We start from the raw sequence: 19,039 nt of genomic DNA, 5'->3' as shown, positions 1-19,039 counted from the left end.
AAGCCGTTGACCGTGCGCTGCACCGACAGCGAACTGCCGTACGTACGCATCCCCTTGCCCACCACCTCCGTCGTTCTGTCGAACTTCAATACCACTGGATCTGTCACTGTGACAGGCATCGACAGGCTCGTCAGGCCATCACCAGCAGCGGTCAAGGTGGTGCTGCCTTTTTCCAAACCGACGACTTCAACCTGCACCACACCGCCAGAAGTCTCGCCCTGTGCGATCGACACGGTGGCTGGGGTCACGGTGGCGACCGACGCATTGCCCATCCCCAGGTTGATCGTCACGCCGCCCACCGGGGCAGGCCGAGAGAGCGTCACCGCATAGCTGCGAGACAAGCCTTTGGGCAGCGAAACGCTCGATACATTGGGCGACCCGAGCCCGATCGAGATGGACTCCACCGTCACAGGCATGCTGGCCGACTGGTGTCCGGCGGCCGCGGCGGTCACCGACGTCGCACCAGCGGCCACGCCAGTCAACTGGAAGTTGAAGCTGGTTTGGCCAGCGGGGACCAGTACGCTTGCGGGCACAGCTGCCACAGCGGTGTTTGCACTGCTGAGCGCCACCTCCAAGCCACCCGCAGGAGCCGGGTCCGAAAGGGTCAGCGGAATCGACCGACTCAAACCGGGGGCCACCAGGGCGCCAGAGGGCATCAGGATGGTCATGGGCCTGACATTGACCGTCGCCTGCGAAGGCAGGTGGTTTTGAGCGCTGGCGCTGATCGTTGTTGCGCCTTCAGAGACCGTGCTCAACTGGACGGTCGCGGATTGCGCTCCTGCGGGAATCGTCACGGCGGCAGGCACCGTGGCAACGGCAGGATTGCTGCTGACCAGCGAGACCACCAGACCCGAGGCAGGGGCGGTCACGGAGGCTTGCAACGTCATGTCCACCGAGCGTCCAGCACCCAGCGTCACCACAGCGGGTGTCAGGGTCAGACTGGGCGGCGAGACCACCTGAACCGTGGCTTGACCACTGGCAAAGCCAACGCGACTGACGGTCACCACGGAGTTGCCCAAACCCACGGCATTGACCGGCACCACGACACTGGTCTGCCCTTCAGGGACCCGTGCTGTCGACGGCACGGTCGCCACCGATGGCACGCTGGAGACGATGGCGAGATCGAGCCCGCCCGTCGGCGCGGGATACGGAACACCAACGGTCAATGAAGTGGCCGACCCGTTGTAGACCGTGGTGGATGACGGCGTCAGCGTCAAAGCCGCGGACAGCACCGGCAGATCCATGCTGGGTGAGGTGATGTACTGACCCGGATGGGCCACATCAGGACTGCGCAATGAGACCCGCAGCACAGCAGGCATCAGTGGAGCGGTCACCGTCGCTGTCAAGCGGCTCGCCGAGACAAACTGGGTCGCGACGGGACTGCCGTCGACCAGCACCTGCGTGTCGTTTCTGAACGCAAGGCCGTTCACCGCCAATGCTAGTTCGCCCTGGCCGGTGTACAGCGTGGTGGGCAGCAGGGACTTGATCAGGGGCTGTGAGGCCGTAACGGAGATCGCATTGGCCAGCCGCGCCACCCCGGCATCCGTCGTCACGCTCAGGTTGGCAACACCTTGCGCAGCGGCGGCGTCCACCGTCACAGCGATCTGCGCACTGGAGTCCGTCGCTCCCGGCTGGACCTGCACCGACAGGCCCTCGCGGTCAAACGATGCAGCGCTGAGCCCGGTGAGCCTCGTTCCCGTGAGGCTGAAGACACCGCTGTCTCCAACCTGGATTTCGTTGGGGCTGATCGAGCTCAGTACCGGCGCCACACCGACGGAAACCGTCCCGCTCTGAACGATGTAAGGAATGCCCCGCAAACCCCACCGGGTGCTTCCGACAATCTCCCCGGCGGGCACCACGATGCCATTGATCGAGTTTCCTTCCGCGCGGTTGCCGCTGCCGGAAGGTGAGGCGGTGAGGTCCACTGAAATGGCCGCACCTTGCTGGTTCCTGATGGTCAGGTTGTTGAAGACGGGTGCCGAGCCGTGCACCACCAGGCCACGACCATGTTCAAACAAGACATGTTCCAGCTGGGTGTTGACGGTGCCCGATGAAAACAGCCATTGCCCCCAGTCTCCGGGGGCTGCGGTCAGCCCTGAACGCACACGGTCAGACAACACGCGGATGGGCAACTCTGGCCGTCCGAGCGCCCGAATCGCACCAGCCTGGACGCTGAGCCCGGTATTGAGTGCCATGTACACCGTCACGCCAGGTTCGATGGACAGGACAGCGCCGCTCTGGACCACCACGTCGCTCTGAACCACATAAGGACTCTGGGCGGCGGTCCATCGCGTATCAGAGGACAGCACGCCGCCAACGGAGGTCTGTGCACTAGCCTGCGTCGCCCCCAGCAAAGCCGACACCATCAGCGCCCACCAGAGCGTCAGGGAAAGCAACCGCCTTGCCCTTGCCAAGGCCTGAAGCACTTCGAGTGAACCTGGAACCATCGAAACCAGTCGCCTGATATGCATATTGGGTGTGCCCATTTGCGCGTAGACCATTGGTCGCTACCTGGCCGGAATGCACATGCATTCAGCTGCCGACAGGCAACGAGTGATGCACAGCCTCACCACGAAGGAGGCGTGACACGACAAAACCGCAGCCGCAAAAGCCCTGGCAACACAAGCCGCCAACGCGGGTTGTGGCTGCGCCTTCGCCTCAGCGCGAAAGCTCAGAGTTCTGCGAAAAACTATTGATTGATGTCGCTGCCGACCCTATCGGGCGGCTTCAAACCAGGCAGCGAGCAAGACCGTCACACGCTCAGGTGTCGACGGACGCGTCTTCAGGCTCCCCATCCCCGGGCCTGAACAATTTCTGTACTTCTGGACCAACCACAAACCCCTCCAAACTTTTTTCACTTTTGTTCGGCACGTTCTCAAACACCGGGATCACAAATTGATACAAACATGTGTCCCGCAGGCGCCAGCAACCGTTGACTTCGGCCACCCGCGATGCCCAATTCGATACCTTGGAGCGCGCAAGCGTAGCTTTTCGGGGCTGATTACACTGTCAAAAAAGTCACAATTCAGCTGTTTTGTTGCAAAACGTTCACAGGACCTGCTCTCACGGCCATCGGGCGGTTTTTCTTCAGGCAGGGTGAACTCACGCTTGCTAGGTTGGTGGTTCACCGTGCGGCTTTACATAGCAGTCGTGTCCTGCAAAACAGCGATGCGCACCAGTTGGCAAGTTGGGTAACCCGAATCTTCGGACTGCGGTGGTTTGAAGACTTGGTCGCACAAGGAATTGCTCAGAAGTTCTCGGGTGGAGGCTATGCCAACCGATACACCGTTCCCACCGAGACGGAGTTGCGCCTGTTGGGCGAGAACGTGAAAACTCCGTGGTTGCCATCGAAGTTCTCCAGCGACCGGAGGGGCGGCAAGTTCGACTCCGAGACAATCAACGCGTGCCCGGGTGGTGCGCCACTGGTGATCGAGGCTTGAGACCAGAGTTGTACCAGTGTGCATGACCCACGGCATTCATCGAATGCCGGTGGCGTACTTCTCAAAGTCAACCCTGTTGCGCTCGTCCGAGTAGATGCCTCTGGGGAATGGTCGCCCGCCGGCATGACAGACTGCGACGACGTTCGACAAGGCCTGTCCCTTGCTCAGAACCTCGGTACTGCACCGGCCATAGACACTCTCCATGGTGTCCAACAAGTGGCGCGCGTAGGGTGAGGTCAGACGCGAGTCAAGAATCAGGTTGGCCAGCAAGACGCCATCGGCCTTCAGCGTCCGCTGTGTGGCCTGCCAGAACTCCCGCGTGACCAAGTGGCTGGGGATGGCCGCACGATCACTGAACACGTCCACAACAACCGCATCGAACCGACGCGAGGTCTCAAGCACATACTGCCGCGCATCCTGTGCAACGAATTCGCCTTGAACCGGACCGCGCAGGAAGTGATCCTCAGCAATCTGACGGATCGCAGGGTCGATGTCCACGTAGGTGTAACGGTTCAAGGACTCCTGCTGTGACAGCGTGAAGCCACCAGCGCCCAAGACCAGGACCTCCCGCTCCCGAAACCCTAGGTCCTCCAGCAGCGTCCGACGGATGTGGCTGATGTAGGGATGGACCTTGGGCGGTGTGCTGTCGTCGATCTGGGACGACAGCGAGTTGTTGGACATGAACATGCGGGCGCGAACATGCCCGACCGAATCCAGAGGCATGACCTGGTAGTCGGCATAGGCCGTGTCGGCCGCGGCGATGGGCGTCAGGTTCACCACGATCACCCCCACCCCGACCGCCACAGGCAGCATCGTCCGGCCAAGCGGCCGAGGCTGCAGCAGCAGGGCGCCTGCGAGCAGCCCAAACGTGCAGGCCAGCACCGCCGTCGACACCCCGAAGAACTGCATCACGATCACCGACAGGGAAACCGACCCGAGGAACGAGCCCAGCGTGGACCAGTACAGCGCCGTGCCACTGGCCTGACCCACATGGTCGTGCTTCATCAAGTTGCTCAGGATCGGCACGGTCTGCCCGAGCAACCAGGCGATGGGACACAGCACGCCGCCAATGAACACCAAGTAGGCCAACCACACCGGCTGTAGTTGCGCAAAGAGGGCATTGACCACCGGTCCGGCCAGGCCCACGCCAATGATGACGCCGGAGAGCAGGAAGTTGCGGGTCACGCGGGCCAGATGTCCCTTCGCGACCTTGCCTCCTGCTGCGTACCCGAGCGCCAGCGCAAGCAGGAAAAAGCCGATAGTGGGCGCCGTGACCACGATGGCGCTGCCCACATGAGGCACCAGGCGCCGCAGGGCCACGATCTCGGCACCCAGCGAGCAAAAGCCCTCAATGAAGATGATCAGTGGGACCATGGCAGACCAACGAATTTGGCTCAAGTGGTTCATGATGTGTTCAGCTACAGGTTGCGCTCTATTTGCGAGGGCAAGCGAACACGCTGCCCACCACCGTGCTCTTGACCGCCCCTCTGCTGTTGGGGTGGGTTGAGTGCATTGCGTCCTGTGCGTGGACCAGGTTGCCACCCATGGCCGCGGCCTTGTTGCGCAGATCGTTTCGGGCGCCAATCAGCAGGTTCTCGTCGGTGGTGAAGTCACCACTGAAGACGTTGCCCTGACTGCCGACCACCTCACCAAGCAGGCGGAATCCTGCGGGCTTCTGAGTGACGATCTCGACATCGGCACCCTGCTTTGTCGTCTGTGTGGCCGCACATCCGGCCAGCACCAATGCGGATACGGCCGCGAGCGCAGCCCTTGTGACAGATTGAGTTTTCATGAAATCCTCCTGAACGGCCGTTTGAATGAACCTGTACGCGCTGGCCAGGCCGCGCACAGGTCAGAAAATCTCGGTTGACCAGCCGCCCCCTCAAGCAGCCTCCAACAGCAGTGCAGCATTGGCCGCGTCGACCGCGCTGGCCAGGTCACCAGGCAGTGCAGCTCTGACCGACTCAACCACGTCGTCTTCGGTCTCCTGCTTGCTCTGCAGCAGCCTCCAAACGCCGTCATCAAGCGTGTTCTCGATGAGCGGCACGATCACCATCACGTTCCGCAGTTGTCCCAGCCGATAAGCCCGGTCTTCCGCCTGACGCATCAACGCTGGGGTCCACGGCAATGAGGCGAACGCCACATAGTTCGCGGCCGTGAGCGTGATGCCAACGCCAGCGGCCGAGGTGGTGCCAATGAACACCGTCACTGCCGGATCGTTCTGGAAGGCGTCAATGGCCGCCTGGCGGCGTTTTGCCGAGTCGGAGCCCACAAGGGTCACGCACTGGATGCCGGCTGCGCTGAAGGAGGCTTTCATGGCCTGCACGGTGGCCATGTACTCGCAGAAGATGATGATCTTGTCGCCCTCCCCCAATCCCTCGACCGTCTCGATCAGGAACTGTGTCTTCAAGGCCTCCAGCGCCTGACGCAGCTTGACGATCTTGGGCATGACGTAGAGCGACATGTCCGCGTAGATCTCGTTGTAGGCACCCAGGCCCTCCGGCGGCGAGATGTAGCGCACCTGGCGCGACTTGGTGCCCAGGTCCTTGAGCACGTCCTTGCGCCGACGCAACATCCAGCCCTTGAGCGCTGCGGCCAGTTCCGCGCGCCGCTCTTTCGAGCCGGAGTAGGCTTTGCGGAAATCGCGCAGCGACATGCTGCCCAGGCGGTGCCCGGTCATGCGCAGCAGGGTGTGCAGCTCAACTTCGCGGTTGAGAAGCGGTGTTCCCGTCACCACGTAGCGTCTCGGGATACGTGTGGCCAGAACGAAAGCGTTGCGCGTGCGCCCGGCCTGGTGTTCCTTGAGATAGTGCGCTTCGTCAATGGCCATCACCTCGAAAGCCAGCTCGGGATCACGCACCAGGCCCCCCAGCCGCTCATAGTTGGCGATCACCCAGTCGCAACCGTACAGGGTGGCATGCCGGTCCTCGCCGACGATGCCCACCACCGCCTGCGGGTAGACGGCGTGGATCTCGCGCTCCCAGTTGATGCGCAGACTGGCCGGGCAAAGGATCAGCACCCTGCCCTCCCCTGCAATCAACCGCGTGGCCACGACGGTCTGGCGGCTCTTGCCGAGGCCCATGTCATCCCCGAGGCAAGCGCCCGATTGAGACACCTGGTGGTGAACCCCCAACTCCTGGTAGTCGCGCAGGCCTGCGGTGGCGCATACCTGGCTCATGAGCACCCCGTCAACCTCGAACCGGCTGGACTCTTCCAGATCGGCCGAGAGGAACCCTGAGCCTTCCTCGTCATCGCCCCCCGCGCCCATGCCGCGCTCCGGGGTCGCCGCCGGCACCGAGATCGGCGACTCGGCGCTGGCAGAGGCCACCAGGTCCTCCAGAACCACGGGGTTCTCATGGACGAAGACGTGGACATCCTCGACCAACGCCACCTCTTTGAGCGTGTCCAGGATGTCCTCGACGTCACCGTGCACGTGCCAGGCCTTGGCCGCAGGATGGAACTGCCCGCGCAAGGCGTGCATGGCCTTGACGCACAGCGAATCGAAGTAGAAGCTGACCGCGTAGCGTCCTTTGCCCGGATCGACCTTGGCCAGCGGGAACACCTGCACATCCAGGCGTTGCGTGAAGTAGTCGGGCTGCGGCGACCGGATGGCCGCAGTGATGATGGCCAAGCCCGAATCCACGTCGACGTGCTCGCCACGGTAGAGACGTTTGAGCCAGGCCAGCGCCACCGCGTCAGTGGTTTGTTCGCTCACCCACAGGCGCCCCGGCGCAAACCAGCAAGCGCGAGCCCTGGACAGCTCTTTGCCCATGCCTTTGATGTAGTGCAACTGCAAGCCCAGGCGCTTGCCATCGAACACCGCCTTGACCAACAGCTCCGGTGGCCGCAGCGCCACAGGCGCTGGCAGGATCGCCTCGCTCAAGTGTGGCTCACTGACTGGGATTCGATTCGGTGAACGGCTTCAAAATACTGCCGTCCAGATCGGTTGTGCCGGCGTACCAGGCCATCAACCGTCAACTGCAACAGCGCCATGCGCGTCTGGTCTTCCCCCCAGCCGGTGGCGTGCACCAGGCCGCTGAGGTGATCGGGTTCCACCCGGATCAGTTTGAGCAGGGCGTCTTTGCGCTCCTGGCTCACCGGTGGTTCTGCCCTGGTTCCCTGTGTCTGTGTTGTTGTGTTTGGCTTGACTGACATGTTGGGCCTCCGTGTCGTGATGAAAGGTACTGGCGACGCTTCTCTTTGTTGGGATCGTCACGACGGCGGTGCCTGCGTATTTCAGGCAGGAACTTCTTCCTTGGCGCGAGAGGGCTGAAACACAATCGACTCGATGCGCGAGAGCTGCAGGGCCACATCGTCCGCAACGATCTTGATCACCTGCACCTGCTCGCCCGTTTCCTTGTCGGTGGCCATGAAGTCACGTTCTTCGCCCATCACCAGGACGCGGGCGCCCTTCTTCAGATGACGTGCGCAGGCCTCGGCCTTCTCGCCATAGATTTCCACCTCTCGCCAGAAGCCGCCCACCTGTTCCAGGTCGCCCTGTTCGTTCTGACCCCAACGGGCAAACATCACCCTCATGGACGCGACGACAAACTCGCCATTGCGGCCATCCAGGCGCTTGAGTTCGACCGGGCCTCCCAGATTGCCCTTGCCGATGAACACGTTCTGCATTGCAGTTCTCCGTGGTGCGTGAAGATCGGCCGTGCAGGTGCACCAGTCCTGCCCAGTCGTTGAAATCACCGTTGGGCTGGTCCGCCTGAATCGAACATGACTGGCAGTGCCATCACGGCCTTCAGGCGCTGGCTCATGTCCGCCTTGACGTAGATGCCGGTGGTGGCAATGGACGCGTGCCCGAGCAGCTGCTGGGTCACAGGAAGATCGCCACCGGTGGCTCGCAGCACCGCATGGGCAAAGGTGTGCCGCATCCAGTGCGCGCTGGCCGCTCGAAACTCAGCAGCGAGCTGTGCGTTCGTGCATTCACGCGCTGCCCTTTCACACAAGGCCTTGATCACCCGGTGAATGCCCGCGGCCGACAAGCCTCCGTTGTCCTTGGACCGGTCCAGCCCTACCGGCTTGGCCACCACGGAAATCAGGGGTGTCAAGCTCAGCTCCAACCGAGGCAGCACCCCTTGCTGTTCCAAGGCCCTGCGGTCGTCCAGATGCGCCTGCAGCACCTTCAGCACCGCCGGTTTCATGGGCAAGAACCTTGCTTTGCTCCCCTTGCCGATGACACGCAGACACTGCGCCTCCACGCCCTCACCATCCTCCCCCCATTCGGTCTGGGTGGACACGACATCACCCCAGGTCCCGCCCAGTTCGCCGATGCGCACTCCCGTGGACGTCATGAGCATCAGCAGCGCCTGCGCGCGGCGGCGCGCCGGCCCAGCCGGCATGGCCTGCACCACATCGACAAGCATCTGCAGGTGATGAGAGCCAAACGCCCGAGTTGTGTCGATCTGCGGCGTCTTTCCACGAACCGAAGAACGTCGGATGCGAGAAAACGGGTTGGCCACCAGAAACCCCGTTTCCACCAGGAACCCGTACAGGTGCCCGATGGCTGCGAGGGCTCGCGCAGCGCTGGCATCTGAGAGCGGTCCGCGCATCGGTCGCCATCCTGGGTCGGCCCTGCGCGTTGGCAGCTCGCACAGCCAGTGCGCCGGTGGATCGACCAGAAAGCGTGCGTGATCGGCCGCATCGGTCACGGTCAGCGTCGACAGCGTCTTGCCGCGCTCATGAGCCCAGATCAGCAGACGCTGCACGTCCCGAGCGTAGGCGGTGCGGGTGTGCTTGGATTTGAAACTCAGCGTCTCCAGCCAAGCCTTGACGGCGTCCAGGTCGGACTGCACCCCCAGGGCGTTGGGGCCCAGTGAGCGGAGAGACTCTCCTTCTCTGGTCGAGACCGGACCGTCGGCCAGGGCTGCTGCGCTGAACCGCGCCACCAAGCCCTGAGCGGCGTCAGAGCATGGAATGGAACAACATACCGTGTGGCTTTCCGTAGCATCCTGAACACGTCCGGTATCGCGGTCCCAGCGGCTGCGCGGAGCGAGCTTCAGGTCGAGGAATGGCTCATGCTGCACCAGCCACCCGACCAGCCGCCTGGCGCGGTCTTGGCCGACGCCGGGGACGTGCTTGTACCAGTGCCGTCCGTGGCGGTTCACGTACTGCACCAGATCCTGCAGAAGCACGATCTGGGCATCCACCAGCCTGGTGGTCACGGTCTGACTGAACCACAGACGCACCGGATCGGAGGCCTTGGGCAACACCACCCCACGAGACTGGACGATGCTCAAGGCCCGGAGCACTGTGTCAAGCTTGACCGCGGCTGCAGCTGTGGCAGCTGGTGCCGGCATCACCGCCATCAGCGCCCCATAGCGTTCCTGGTACAGCTCCTGGATTTCTCGCTCGTTGAAGTCCTCGGCGCCGATCTCCTCGGCGAACTCGTCCAAACTGGGTAAGGTCTCGCCCACAGCGCCGGCGGTGGTGACGTCAGGACGGGTCGATCCAGCAATCTGAACGTCTAGCCACGCGAGCACGGTTTGAGCGGCCACAGGCTCGCACATCCCTTCCAGCACCGCTGCAGCCGACCGCACGAGGTGGCGCAGGTGGGTCCTGGCCACCCTCTCATCCACCAACAACTCGGGCAGGTAGCGCTGCGCGGCCGCGGCCGGTGCCAAGCCCTGGACCACGGCCCGGACGAACGACAGATCGTGCAGCCGAAGGCCGGCCTCTTGCCCGACCTGGGCCTTGCCAGAGGGCCGGCCGCGCCGTGTGGATTTTTCGGCGACTTGCGCGCTCAAGATAACCTCTCATTATCTTGATGGCGGAAAAAATACCCGAAGTCGGACCACTCAATAGGGCGAGGTCTGTAGGTCGAAGCTTTCCCCATTGAATTCAACAAGTTACCGCTTCGAGACGGGATGCCCGGCGCGTTGTGACACTGACGTGCTGGAAGTGCTTGAGTCACGTTCACTCTCCGATCAACCCAATGGAATCGGACGCGCAAAGACCTTTGGTGCACCCTTGAGCACCACCTTGCGAGCCGTGGCAATGGCCCTGCGAAGCTCCTTGTGTCGCTCGTTGAGAAGCACCGCCTGACTGGAAGCCAGCCCATACCAGTCCCGTGTCTTTGGGGCAAGTTCCGCGAAGCGCTCTTGAGCCTCCGGCCAGGGCACGTGGCGGCATGCACCGCTGCGCTCGCGCCAGCGCAGGAAGGTCAATCCACTCGAACTCTTGATGTGCAACACCAGGTGCATCTGCCCACCCGGCACCTGTTTGGTGGCTTCCGCCAGCTGCCTCATTGACTCGACGGTTCGGTCCAGCTCCGTCAACAGTTGGCGCAGCTCCAGCAATCTGCCCCTACCCGTAAAGGCCTTTGCGTCAGCCTGCTTTTGACAGGCTTGATCCGACACAGCCTGCCTTGCCCATTGGGCCGGGTTGACAACTGGCTCCAGCCGGGTCCTGTTGATCACCGCGGCCCTTTCCACCACAGCCCTTTCAACACCATCCCTTTCGACCATGGGATTCGATTGCGGCAGGTTCATGAACATTGCTTCAGACCAGCTTTGCGGCAATCTCTTGTTCGGCTGCCTCATCCAGTGCGCCCGCATCGGCCTCCCGCTCGCGGCGCAGCATCTCATCACTGACGACTTGCAGCAGCTTGCGTTCGGCCGGTGAGATCTGGATGCGACGGCGCGAATGGCGGGGCTGGAGCTTGCCGGCATAGACCTCGGCCGGGCACGGCCCGAACACCTCGGTGGCGAACTGCACGCGCTTGGCGCCTTCTGGGTCACCATCAGGCACGAAGTCGGCCCGACACAGCCCTTTCATCTCGTCACGCACGAGCCAACGGTCGAACCGTGCCGTCTCGTTGAAGACGCGCCGGATGACTCGGGTCGTCTCGGTGATGATCTGCCGCACCTGCTGGTCCGAGCGCAGGTTCTTGCGCTCAAGGGTCTTCTGCAGACGCACGAAATAGTCGAAGTCGGAGACCAGTTGAGCCACCGCGTAGCCGTAGGGGGACTTGAAACCGAGGTTCAAGACCTGCGGGCTGGATGACTGGAGCACCGAGAACGTCAGACCCCTGGACTTCTGCTGGTCCAATGCCGCCTGAGCGTCGGAAATGTGCTTGCTGAGCAGCCTGCCCAGCTCCTTGATGGTCTGTTCATGCCGCAGCAGTCCCCAATCGGCGTAGGGGTTGTCGTTGCCGGTCAGCACCCACAAGGCCCGCAATGCCGCAGCGACACGCTTGCCGCCGATGATCGGCTGGAGCTGCTTCTCTGGATCGCGTGAGCGGCCCATGAACATGCGGAACGCTTCCTTGGTGTGCAGGGACATTTGGTCCACACCGTCATCCACCAAAGAACCCAGGAAGTTCATGGCCACCGCCTCCTTGTGCTCGACCACGGGGTCTGCTCCCTTGGAGGATTGGTACTTCGCCTTCATCCGGTCGAGCTGATCCTCGCGGTCGATCAGCTCGATGTGTCGGTCGTATAGAGGGTCGTTCTCGTCGAACTTGCGCTGCGGGTCGGCCAGGAACTCAGCCAAGACTGCTCGCTCACCGGCGATGCTGTAGCCGTCCTGAAACGGCGAGTTCGGCTCGGTCTCGAACATCATGCTTTTAGCCGCGGGTATGAGGATCGGGTTGTTCAACGATGGCGAAGCGGCATTGGCTTTGCTGGCCTTCTTTCCAACGTTTGGTGTGGTTGCGACAGTCGTGGCCATGGGTGCTTCCTCCTTTTCAAGCGTTGGGTGTTTGTGGAACTGGATTGCCTTCCTGGCCAACAGTCGATTCGTTGGCTGCATGGGCCGAGGGCGCGTCTGAATGCAGAGACTCCCATTCGTCCAGGAACGGGAAATGACGCTCGTCTATGCCGGGCAGATTGCGTGGAAGTGGCTTTTCGAGGAGCGCCAGAACCGCTTGCCGATTGACGGAGAAGTGCGTGCGGGTGTTCGCGTGCACACGTGTCGAAATCAGTTCTAGCTTGGTCAAACGCTCAACGGATCGCTGCACATCTCGACGATTGATGCACCCATGCAATGCGTCCAGTGCGACCTTTACTGCAGTAGTCTTGAACTCCGTGCCGTCTGCACCTTGGCGCAGTAAGTAGTGCAACAGCATGGCGTCGCTGTACTTGCAATCTTCATACTTGCATAGCCGGTGAAGAAGCTCGTTGAAGAGCGCTTTGCTGTCCGTGTTCATAGTTCACCTTTGAAAGTTGTTGTCTCTGTGGCCCGTTTTGGGCCACTTGGTAACGGTTACCAGGTTGCCCATTTCGGGCCACTCATCGAACGCACGACTCATGCAAGGCCTCCGCGCTTTGCCTCGAAGGTGGCCCGCAGCTCTTGAAGCTTTTGACGGTGGGTGCGTTTGATCTCGGAGTCGGACAGCGGCTGTCCTGTTGCGGACGCCGCTGCAGGTTCCTGTGATGCAGACGTCACTGCTTTGGCCAGCCGCTCCAGATGACGCTGGTGACTCCGTCGCTGCTCGGCCACCTGTGGCGCCAGGGCCAAGGCAACAAAGCCGTCAGCCTGCTTGCGAATCAAGGTGTGCAGCCACCCGATGGGGTTGTGGATGGTCTTGTTGGGCATGGCCAGGTGCCCAGCCAGCTCATCCAGAAGGTCCTGCTGAAGCTCGGGTTTCGCCTGTGCGACCGTGGCTAGTACGCCAGCACGCAGGCTGGGCTCCAGCCTGTCTGGCAGGTGAAGATCAACAGGTTTCGGAGCAGCATGGTCCTGCTGTGGTGCCAACCCGCTTTCCGGATCTGCAGGCGTTTTCCTGGCCCCCCCTTGGCCCATTCCCCCACGGTGATCGCTCGAAGCGCCCTCAGCGATCTGTCCTGTCGAACTTCCACCGATTTTTGGTGAGACAGCGGTGTCCCTCTTCTGAACTCCAGGACGTGCAACCCGACGACGACCAGGGAATTCGCTTGCGGCGTCATCCGCAGGCGGTGTCGTAGTTGTTTGTGAATACCTTGAAATACCTTGTTCTTTATAGTTTTTGAAAAAGGGCAAATTCACATCCAAAAAAGGGCGAATTGGGTTCTCAGAAAGGGCAAATTTGGGGTCTGCCGGTGCCGACGTTGTGGACAACTTCGGCACCGTCATGGACGTTGAAGAGATTGGCGCAACTTTGTTCGCATCGAAGTGGCGGCCGAACAAAGACGGCGCAAAGAGCGACCTGACAAGCTGTGCGGCACCAGCGATTGCCGCAGCAGACGAATGCTCGACGACTGGTACGCGCTCAGTTGTGGTGTCCCTTCCACCGGGCGACATCGGGTGCGCCAGGCTCATCGGTGCAAAGAGGCTCTGTTGCCGTTGCGGCAGGGTCGTTCGACTTAGCCTGACGACGTCTTCTTTGACTGACTTGACGGGCTTGCGAGCCGGCACCAAGGCCAATGGAACAGCGACAGCCACTTTGCGAGCTGACCGCATGCGAACCGGTTGTTCCTGGGCCTGAAGGCACGAGGCAATTGCCGCAAGATTCACCCGAGTCGCCACGACCTCTTGAGAAGAACGGCCCTCGCGGATGAACCCGGCGGCCTTGAGCTTCTCGCGCGCGTTGCGCTGTGCCTTGATTCCGAGACACAGGGCGATGCGTGCATGTTCGGGCCGATAGCAGAACTCGCCAGGAAACAGTTCAACCGCGGCGGTATCGACCTGAGGATTGCGAAGAGCGAAAGATTGGCGCTGCAGGAGGTAGGACAGATACAGCCCGGCAGAAACGCCACCACAGATATCCGACAGCGGCTTGTAGAAGCGGATGCACGAGTGAAACAGCTCGCTCATGGTTTCCCAGTTGAGCTGGTCCAGGTCCAAGAAGCTTGCTGTAGCGTGCAAGTTGACCCGGTAGTGGAGGATGGCAGGGCGCCCGGCCAGGGCTTCTTCGAGCAATCCGCGACGGGTGAGTTCGCCACGGGCCGAGGCTTGCTCATGCGTACTAAGTCCTGTGGCTTCGCGCCACTGCGCAGCGCTCATGAAGAACCAGCCGCGCCTGTGGGGTTGAGCGTGCGCCAGGTAGCGCGACCAGTACAGGGCGTGACCCAGGAATATCGCTGCCTTGAAACTGTCCAACCGTTGCGCCAGCAAAGGGTTGAACTGGATGAACCCGCGTGCGTTGAGATGACTAAGCGCCACGTCATGAGCGCGGATGTCTCCCATATCCACTGGAGTACCCGCTCGCGCGTCCGAACTCTGAGCATCAGACTGCGCCAGCTCTAGATTCGGTTGCTTTCGCAGTGAAGCAGTAGATGGGAACAAGACTCTTGCCCGGTTCTGTTGGTTGACCTGGACTGCTTCAGGCGCAGCGGCTCGAAGCTCGTGCCTGAGCGCGGCGCTCCAGAGTGACCACGTCCACGGAGCTGCTGGGAACGTTCTGCTGGATCAGATCCGCCAAGCCAGAGCTTCGCGATAGAAGCAGCCGTGTCAGTGCATTCATGTCCAGCGCAAAACTCGGCGTGGCATGGCTCGCCTGCTTTCTCTCAAGTGCGAGCAACTGGCTTTCGACCAAACGCCGCTGGGCCTTGCGCTGCTCTGCGTAGGTCAGTCCTGTTTGCGCCTCGCACTGGCTTGTAGACAGTCCGAAACGAAAGATTCCCTGCGCATCCACCCTCTTCTTGCCTTGCCCGTCCAGCAGCGACAGCACCAGGGAAAGCCACACGGCGGCCGTGACGCTGCCACAGACGTCGACATAGATGCGGTGGAAAGCAACGGGCTGGCTTCCCAGCCAGTCGAGCAACACCGCTTGACTGAGGTAGTGATTGGTCAAGCTTGTCGTCACCAGGGCGGCCGCACCTTGTTCTGTTGAAACTGGAGGAAGTTCCAGAGAGCAGGCTTCATTGGTCACCAGGGTCAGTTCAGGTCTGACCATGCTTCGGCGCCGAGCGCTGCGGTTTTTGAGTACCGGCCTGGTTTGGCGGTATGCAGACTCGGGAACGGGAATGTTCAAGGGTTGTGGCATGGTCGGCTCCTGGAGGAGTGGGGACGGGTTAGGAGAGGTACTGCGCCTCGGCGGGCGCCGCTGGTTGTGCGGGCTCCGGCAGATGTGCTGAAGCCGTTGTGCTCGCTTCGTCGAACTCGGTGATGACGCGATGCAGTGCTGCGATGGAAAAAGAACTGAATTCCTGGTGCAGCGAACAGAGGCGGTCACGTTGATGACTGTTTGGTTGCGACTGCCCGATGGCATGCCACCTCTGGTGAATCTTGTCGCGTATAGACGCCGGGGGCATGCGTGGACGGCCATTGGGGCCCACCTTGCTCAGATCAAGCTCCGTGCGCAGCCGCTGCAGCTCCTGCTTTGACAGGGTGAACAGACTGCGCAGCATCTCGATGGACGCCCCGTGTCGAACGAAATATTCCTTGAGAGTCTCGGTGTGCTTGGCGATGTCGCGGCGCCACAGACAAGCTTCGAGGTTCTTGATGTCGAACTGCACCGACATGGCCAGGCCGCCGTTGCGAGCGGCGTAGAAGAAGTCGCGCAACGGACGTTGTCGCAGATCGTCGACAAGTTCCGGCCGAAAGCCGCTGGCCAGCAATTGATCCAGGCCGCCGGCCTCGGCCTGCTCGACCACGTGCTCAAGCAGCATCTTGGTGAGCGTCGGATCGCTGATGTTGATCATCATGTTCATGTGTTATTTCCCTGGGGTTGGTTGAAGAAAGCGCCTCAGTCGGGCAGGTCTGGATCGGTTGTGACAGTCCGAACGAAGCGCTCGGGGTGATCCAGACGCAGTTGCTCCATGGCACGCAGCAACTGCACGGTGAGGTAGCCCAGTTCGGGCTGGTTGAACATCAGATAGACCTCGGCCAGCAGCATCGCTGGGTCACCGGTCTCTGCAGTGAAGGCACGCAACGCGTCGGAATAGCTCTGCCTGAACACGTCTGGGCCCTGCAGCGCAGCGCTCGCCCAGCGCGACTGCTCACGGTCAGCAAAGGTGAACCATTGCGGATCCACCTGACCACTCAGCGAGGCGAGGAACTTCCATGCGGCCGCGCGCAGCTGCGGGTATGTCAAGGTCTTGTCGCCCACGTTCTCCAGCGACACAGGAAGGTCCATGAAATAGCCGAATGGCATTTCAGGGACGTGGAGGATGCAGTCGTGCAACACGACCAGATCGCTGATGTCCAGCACCAGGCTGAGCACATGGGCTGTGGGGTCGCCCTCTTTGACCTGGTCAGGCAGACGAGGATTGCGTTTTGCCTGCGGTCCACTGGTATCCATAGGCGCCGTCGCTGGCCGATCTGGCGAGGTCGTACTGGCCTGAAGCGATGCACCCGCAGCGGAACCGTGAATGTTGGTTGCAGGCGCTGGTGCAGCTGTAGGGTTCGCTGCGAGAGGTGGTGCCGCTGCTGGTGGCACTTCGGCGAGCATGCCCCCCAGGGCTCGCTGTTGCGGTGCCGGAGCCGGTAGGCGTGCCGTGGAACCCACGTCGGAGGTTGGGTGAATGGGCTTGCGGATCTGGATCGCCCGCAGTTCTTCAGCCGTGATCCGGCTGTTGGACTCGACAGCGCTGATCATCAGAGGAATAACCTCTGGTGACACACCGACGGCGGTAGCCAGGGCTTGGTGCAAGTCGGCCACCAACTCGGCCGCATCGAGCTCTACCGGCTTCGTATCTGGTTCGGAGGTCTCCTTGTCGACGCCGCCCTTCCCGTCACCAGCAGCGAGTCTGGTGAGCATTTGATCGCGGTGTTTGTGCAGAACAGGCTCAAACACTGCGGTTTCCACATCGAACTTTCCTGCGACCGCCATCACGCCCGTCATGCCGGGACGGATGACTTCATTGACTTCCTTCGCCTTGAGCCATTGGCCTAGCGGCTTGAGGTGCTCCACGGCGAAGGCAAAGTTCTGAATGACCTTGACTCCGAAGTTGATGCCGTGAGACTTGAGTTCGCGGGCAAGTTCTCCCGTGCTCAGCGCCACACGGTGCTCTGCCTCGAACTGGGACTTGAAATCGGCCACGCCCTGTGCGCGTTCCCAGAATGAGATCTCTCCTCGGTTCTCGTTCTCGGCAAGGTGCGCCGATATCACGTTTGCGTGCCCAGGCCACGCCTTGACGATCACCTTGAGGTGACTGAACCGGCTGTCACCGGCTTCGTACAACTCCTTGGCGATCGTCAGGCGCGTGTTACCCCCGCCGTAAGGGTGGAACTTGGCCCCATGGTTCTGCCTGGTAACCGTGATTGGATTGGTGATGCCATCGGCAATGATGCTGGCCCGCAGGTCGTCGTATCGAGGATTCCTGCCAGTGCGGGGGTTGTGAGCGTAGGCTTCCAGCTCATTGATGGGCAGCATCGAGAACGAGTCGTCCGGGTCTGCCTTCGGATCAAGCGATGGTGTCGGTACCGCCGGACGAGATGGCCGAGCAACCTGGTTCAGGTTCGCACTGACCAGAGCGTTGTACGCTGCGTTTTTGGCACCGGTGCGCGAAGTCGGCGGCTTGTTGGGGGCCATGTTCAACGCCGGCAACTGCGTACCATGACGGGCCAATGCTGCAGCCCGCTCAACCGCAGTCAGCGTCTCTGGAGTTCTCCGGGTGGCCATGCTCAAGCCTCCCGAGCTAGATCTGTATCCGGTTCGAGCGCGCTAGGCTTGGTGGGCACCTGCAGTTCGCCCTTGTGATTGGGCGTGAACTTGCCCTCCAGCGAAACGATCAGCTCCCACATCAAGCGATGCATGATGTCGCTTGACTTCCCAGGGTCGATCCAGTGAACAGGCACCTGGGCGGTCGCCGCCTTTGGGAACGCCGCGATAGCCGGAATCATGGCGTCCATCACCGTGACCTTGCCGCTGAGCTGAATGAACTGATCGCGGATGTGCTGGGTGATGGTCTTGGAGTCGACGGTGTTCTGGTAGTGGTTGATCACCGCCCGCATCGGGGGAATCGTGTATCCCATGTTGCCGGCCGATTCGTGGCGGTCGATCAGCAGCAACGATCCGCTGATGAACTCCCTGGCGGAAACAATGTCGGGCTTGGCCGGAATCAGCAGCATGTCGGCTGCGTTGACTGCTGCATCCTGTAGGTGACCTACGGCACCCTGGGTGTCGATGATCACTACGTCGTATTTCGAGGAAACGGCTTCGTTTCTGATCGCCAGGCGGATACGCACCAGGCGATCCAGCCGGTTGGACAGCCAGTCCTGCAACGCACTGTCATAGGTAAAGACACCCCGTTCTTCGTCAAAACGCTGGGTGTCTGAGCGCACCAGGTGCAGGAACCCACCCCGAACGTTCAGGACCGAGGCGTCCCCACGGAAGTTCTCAGGAGGGAGACACACATGACTGATGCAGTCATCGGCCAGCACTCCTCTCTGAATCATGGTCGTCAGGCCATGTTCTGCTACGTGGGAGAGTTGGAAGTGCCGGGTCAGCGCGGGCTGAATGTCCGCGTCAATGAGCAGCACACGGTATCCCATGTCTGCCAGAAAGCCACCGATGTTGGCGCAGAGGGTGGTTTTGCCTACGCCGCCTTTGGTGGCGACAACCGAGAGAGTGAGCATTTGATCCTCGCTGAACGGGGTTGAACCTGTCCAGAGAAAACCAACACTTTTTGCCTGCGATTGAACGTAAACAAATGAGGTACGTAGTACCTTATTTGGTGTTAAAGTTGTGCTATGTAATGCTATCTACTGACAACAATATACATCGT

Annotated in this window: 15 protein-coding genes; all 15 read right to left on the bottom strand. The window is 61.4% G+C overall.

Annotated elements, in window-relative coordinates:
• Positions 1-2,501, bottom strand: a 2,501-nt coding sequence (locus tag HFL01S_RS23955) for a choice-of-anchor Z repeating domain-containing protein (RefSeq protein WP_157539101.1), incomplete at its 3' end; no start/stop codon positions are given.
• 975 nt (positions 2,502-3,476) lie between these two features.
• On the bottom strand, positions 3,477-4,847 hold the full coding sequence (locus HFL01S_RS23950; protein ID WP_066263762.1) for a fused MFS/spermidine synthase: 1,371 nt from the start codon (positions 4,845-4,847) through the stop codon (positions 3,477-3,479).
• Between the two features lie 25 nt (positions 4,848-4,872).
• Positions 4,873-5,232, bottom strand: a complete 360-nt coding sequence (locus HFL01S_RS23945; RefSeq protein ID WP_066263769.1) for a DUF4156 domain-containing protein — start codon at positions 5,230-5,232, stop codon at positions 4,873-4,875.
• A gap of 90 nt (positions 5,233-5,322) precedes the next feature.
• On the bottom strand, positions 5,323-7,323 hold the full coding sequence (locus HFL01S_RS23940; RefSeq protein ID WP_245644950.1) for a DEAD/DEAH box helicase: 2,001 nt from the start codon (positions 7,321-7,323) through the stop codon (positions 5,323-5,325).
• A complete protein-coding gene (locus HFL01S_RS23935; protein WP_157539100.1) occupies positions 7,320-7,595 on the bottom strand; it encodes a DprA-like winged helix domain-containing protein in 276 nt (91 codons plus the stop codon). Before HFL01S_RS23935 ends, HFL01S_RS23940 begins: the two co-directional genes overlap by 4 nt.
• An 81-nt stretch (positions 7,596-7,676) precedes the next feature.
• On the bottom strand, positions 7,677-8,069 hold the full coding sequence (locus tag HFL01S_RS23930; RefSeq protein ID WP_066263757.1) for a single-stranded DNA-binding protein: 393 nt from the start codon (positions 8,067-8,069) through the stop codon (positions 7,677-7,679).
• Between the two features lie 65 nt (positions 8,070-8,134).
• Positions 8,135-10,195, bottom strand: a complete 2,061-nt coding sequence (locus tag HFL01S_RS23925; RefSeq protein WP_066263750.1) for a site-specific integrase — start codon at positions 10,193-10,195, stop codon at positions 8,135-8,137.
• 180 nt (positions 10,196-10,375) lie between these two features.
• Positions 10,376-10,939 carry a hypothetical protein gene (locus HFL01S_RS23920; protein WP_157539099.1) on the bottom strand — a complete coding sequence of 188 codons (564 nt, stop codon included), beginning with the start codon at positions 10,937-10,939 and terminating at the stop codon, positions 10,376-10,378.
• 10 nt (positions 10,940-10,949) lie between these two features.
• Positions 10,950-12,119, bottom strand: a complete 1,170-nt coding sequence (locus tag HFL01S_RS23915; RefSeq protein ID WP_084383615.1) for a PFL_4669 family integrating conjugative element protein — start codon at positions 12,117-12,119, stop codon at positions 10,950-10,952.
• A gap of 16 nt (positions 12,120-12,135) precedes the next feature.
• On the bottom strand, positions 12,136-12,597 hold the full coding sequence (locus HFL01S_RS25290) for a hypothetical protein (RefSeq protein WP_157539097.1): 462 nt from the start codon (positions 12,595-12,597) through the stop codon (positions 12,136-12,138).
• A gap of 98 nt (positions 12,598-12,695) precedes the next feature.
• On the bottom strand, positions 12,696-14,555 hold the full coding sequence (locus HFL01S_RS25285; protein WP_157539095.1) for a hypothetical protein: 1,860 nt from the start codon (positions 14,553-14,555) through the stop codon (positions 12,696-12,698).
• Between the two features lie 136 nt (positions 14,556-14,691).
• Positions 14,692-15,354 carry a hypothetical protein gene (locus HFL01S_RS23900; RefSeq protein ID WP_157539093.1) on the bottom strand — a complete coding sequence of 221 codons (663 nt, stop codon included), beginning with the start codon at positions 15,352-15,354 and terminating at the stop codon, positions 14,692-14,694.
• A 28-nt stretch (positions 15,355-15,382) separates the two neighbouring features.
• Positions 15,383-16,021, bottom strand: coding sequence for an STY4526/YPO1902 family pathogenicity island replication protein (locus HFL01S_RS23895; protein WP_066263730.1), 639 nt, complete (start codon positions 16,019-16,021; stop codon positions 15,383-15,385).
• A gap of 35 nt (positions 16,022-16,056) precedes the next feature.
• On the bottom strand, positions 16,057-17,844 hold the full coding sequence (locus tag HFL01S_RS23890) for a ParB N-terminal domain-containing protein (protein ID WP_169802376.1): 1,788 nt from the start codon (positions 17,842-17,844) through the stop codon (positions 16,057-16,059).
• 92 nt (positions 17,845-17,936) lie between these two features.
• Entirely contained in the window at positions 17,937-18,890 is a 954-nt protein-coding gene (locus HFL01S_RS23885; protein WP_084383614.1) for a ParA family protein, read from the bottom strand.
• Positions 18,891-19,039 lie beyond the last annotated feature (149 nt).

The organism is Hydrogenophaga flava NBRC 102514 (assembly GCF_001571145.1).
Taxonomy (GTDB): domain Bacteria; phylum Pseudomonadota; class Gammaproteobacteria; order Burkholderiales; family Burkholderiaceae_C; genus Hydrogenophaga; species Hydrogenophaga flava.
This window is presented reverse-complemented; position numbering and strand designations above follow the sequence as displayed.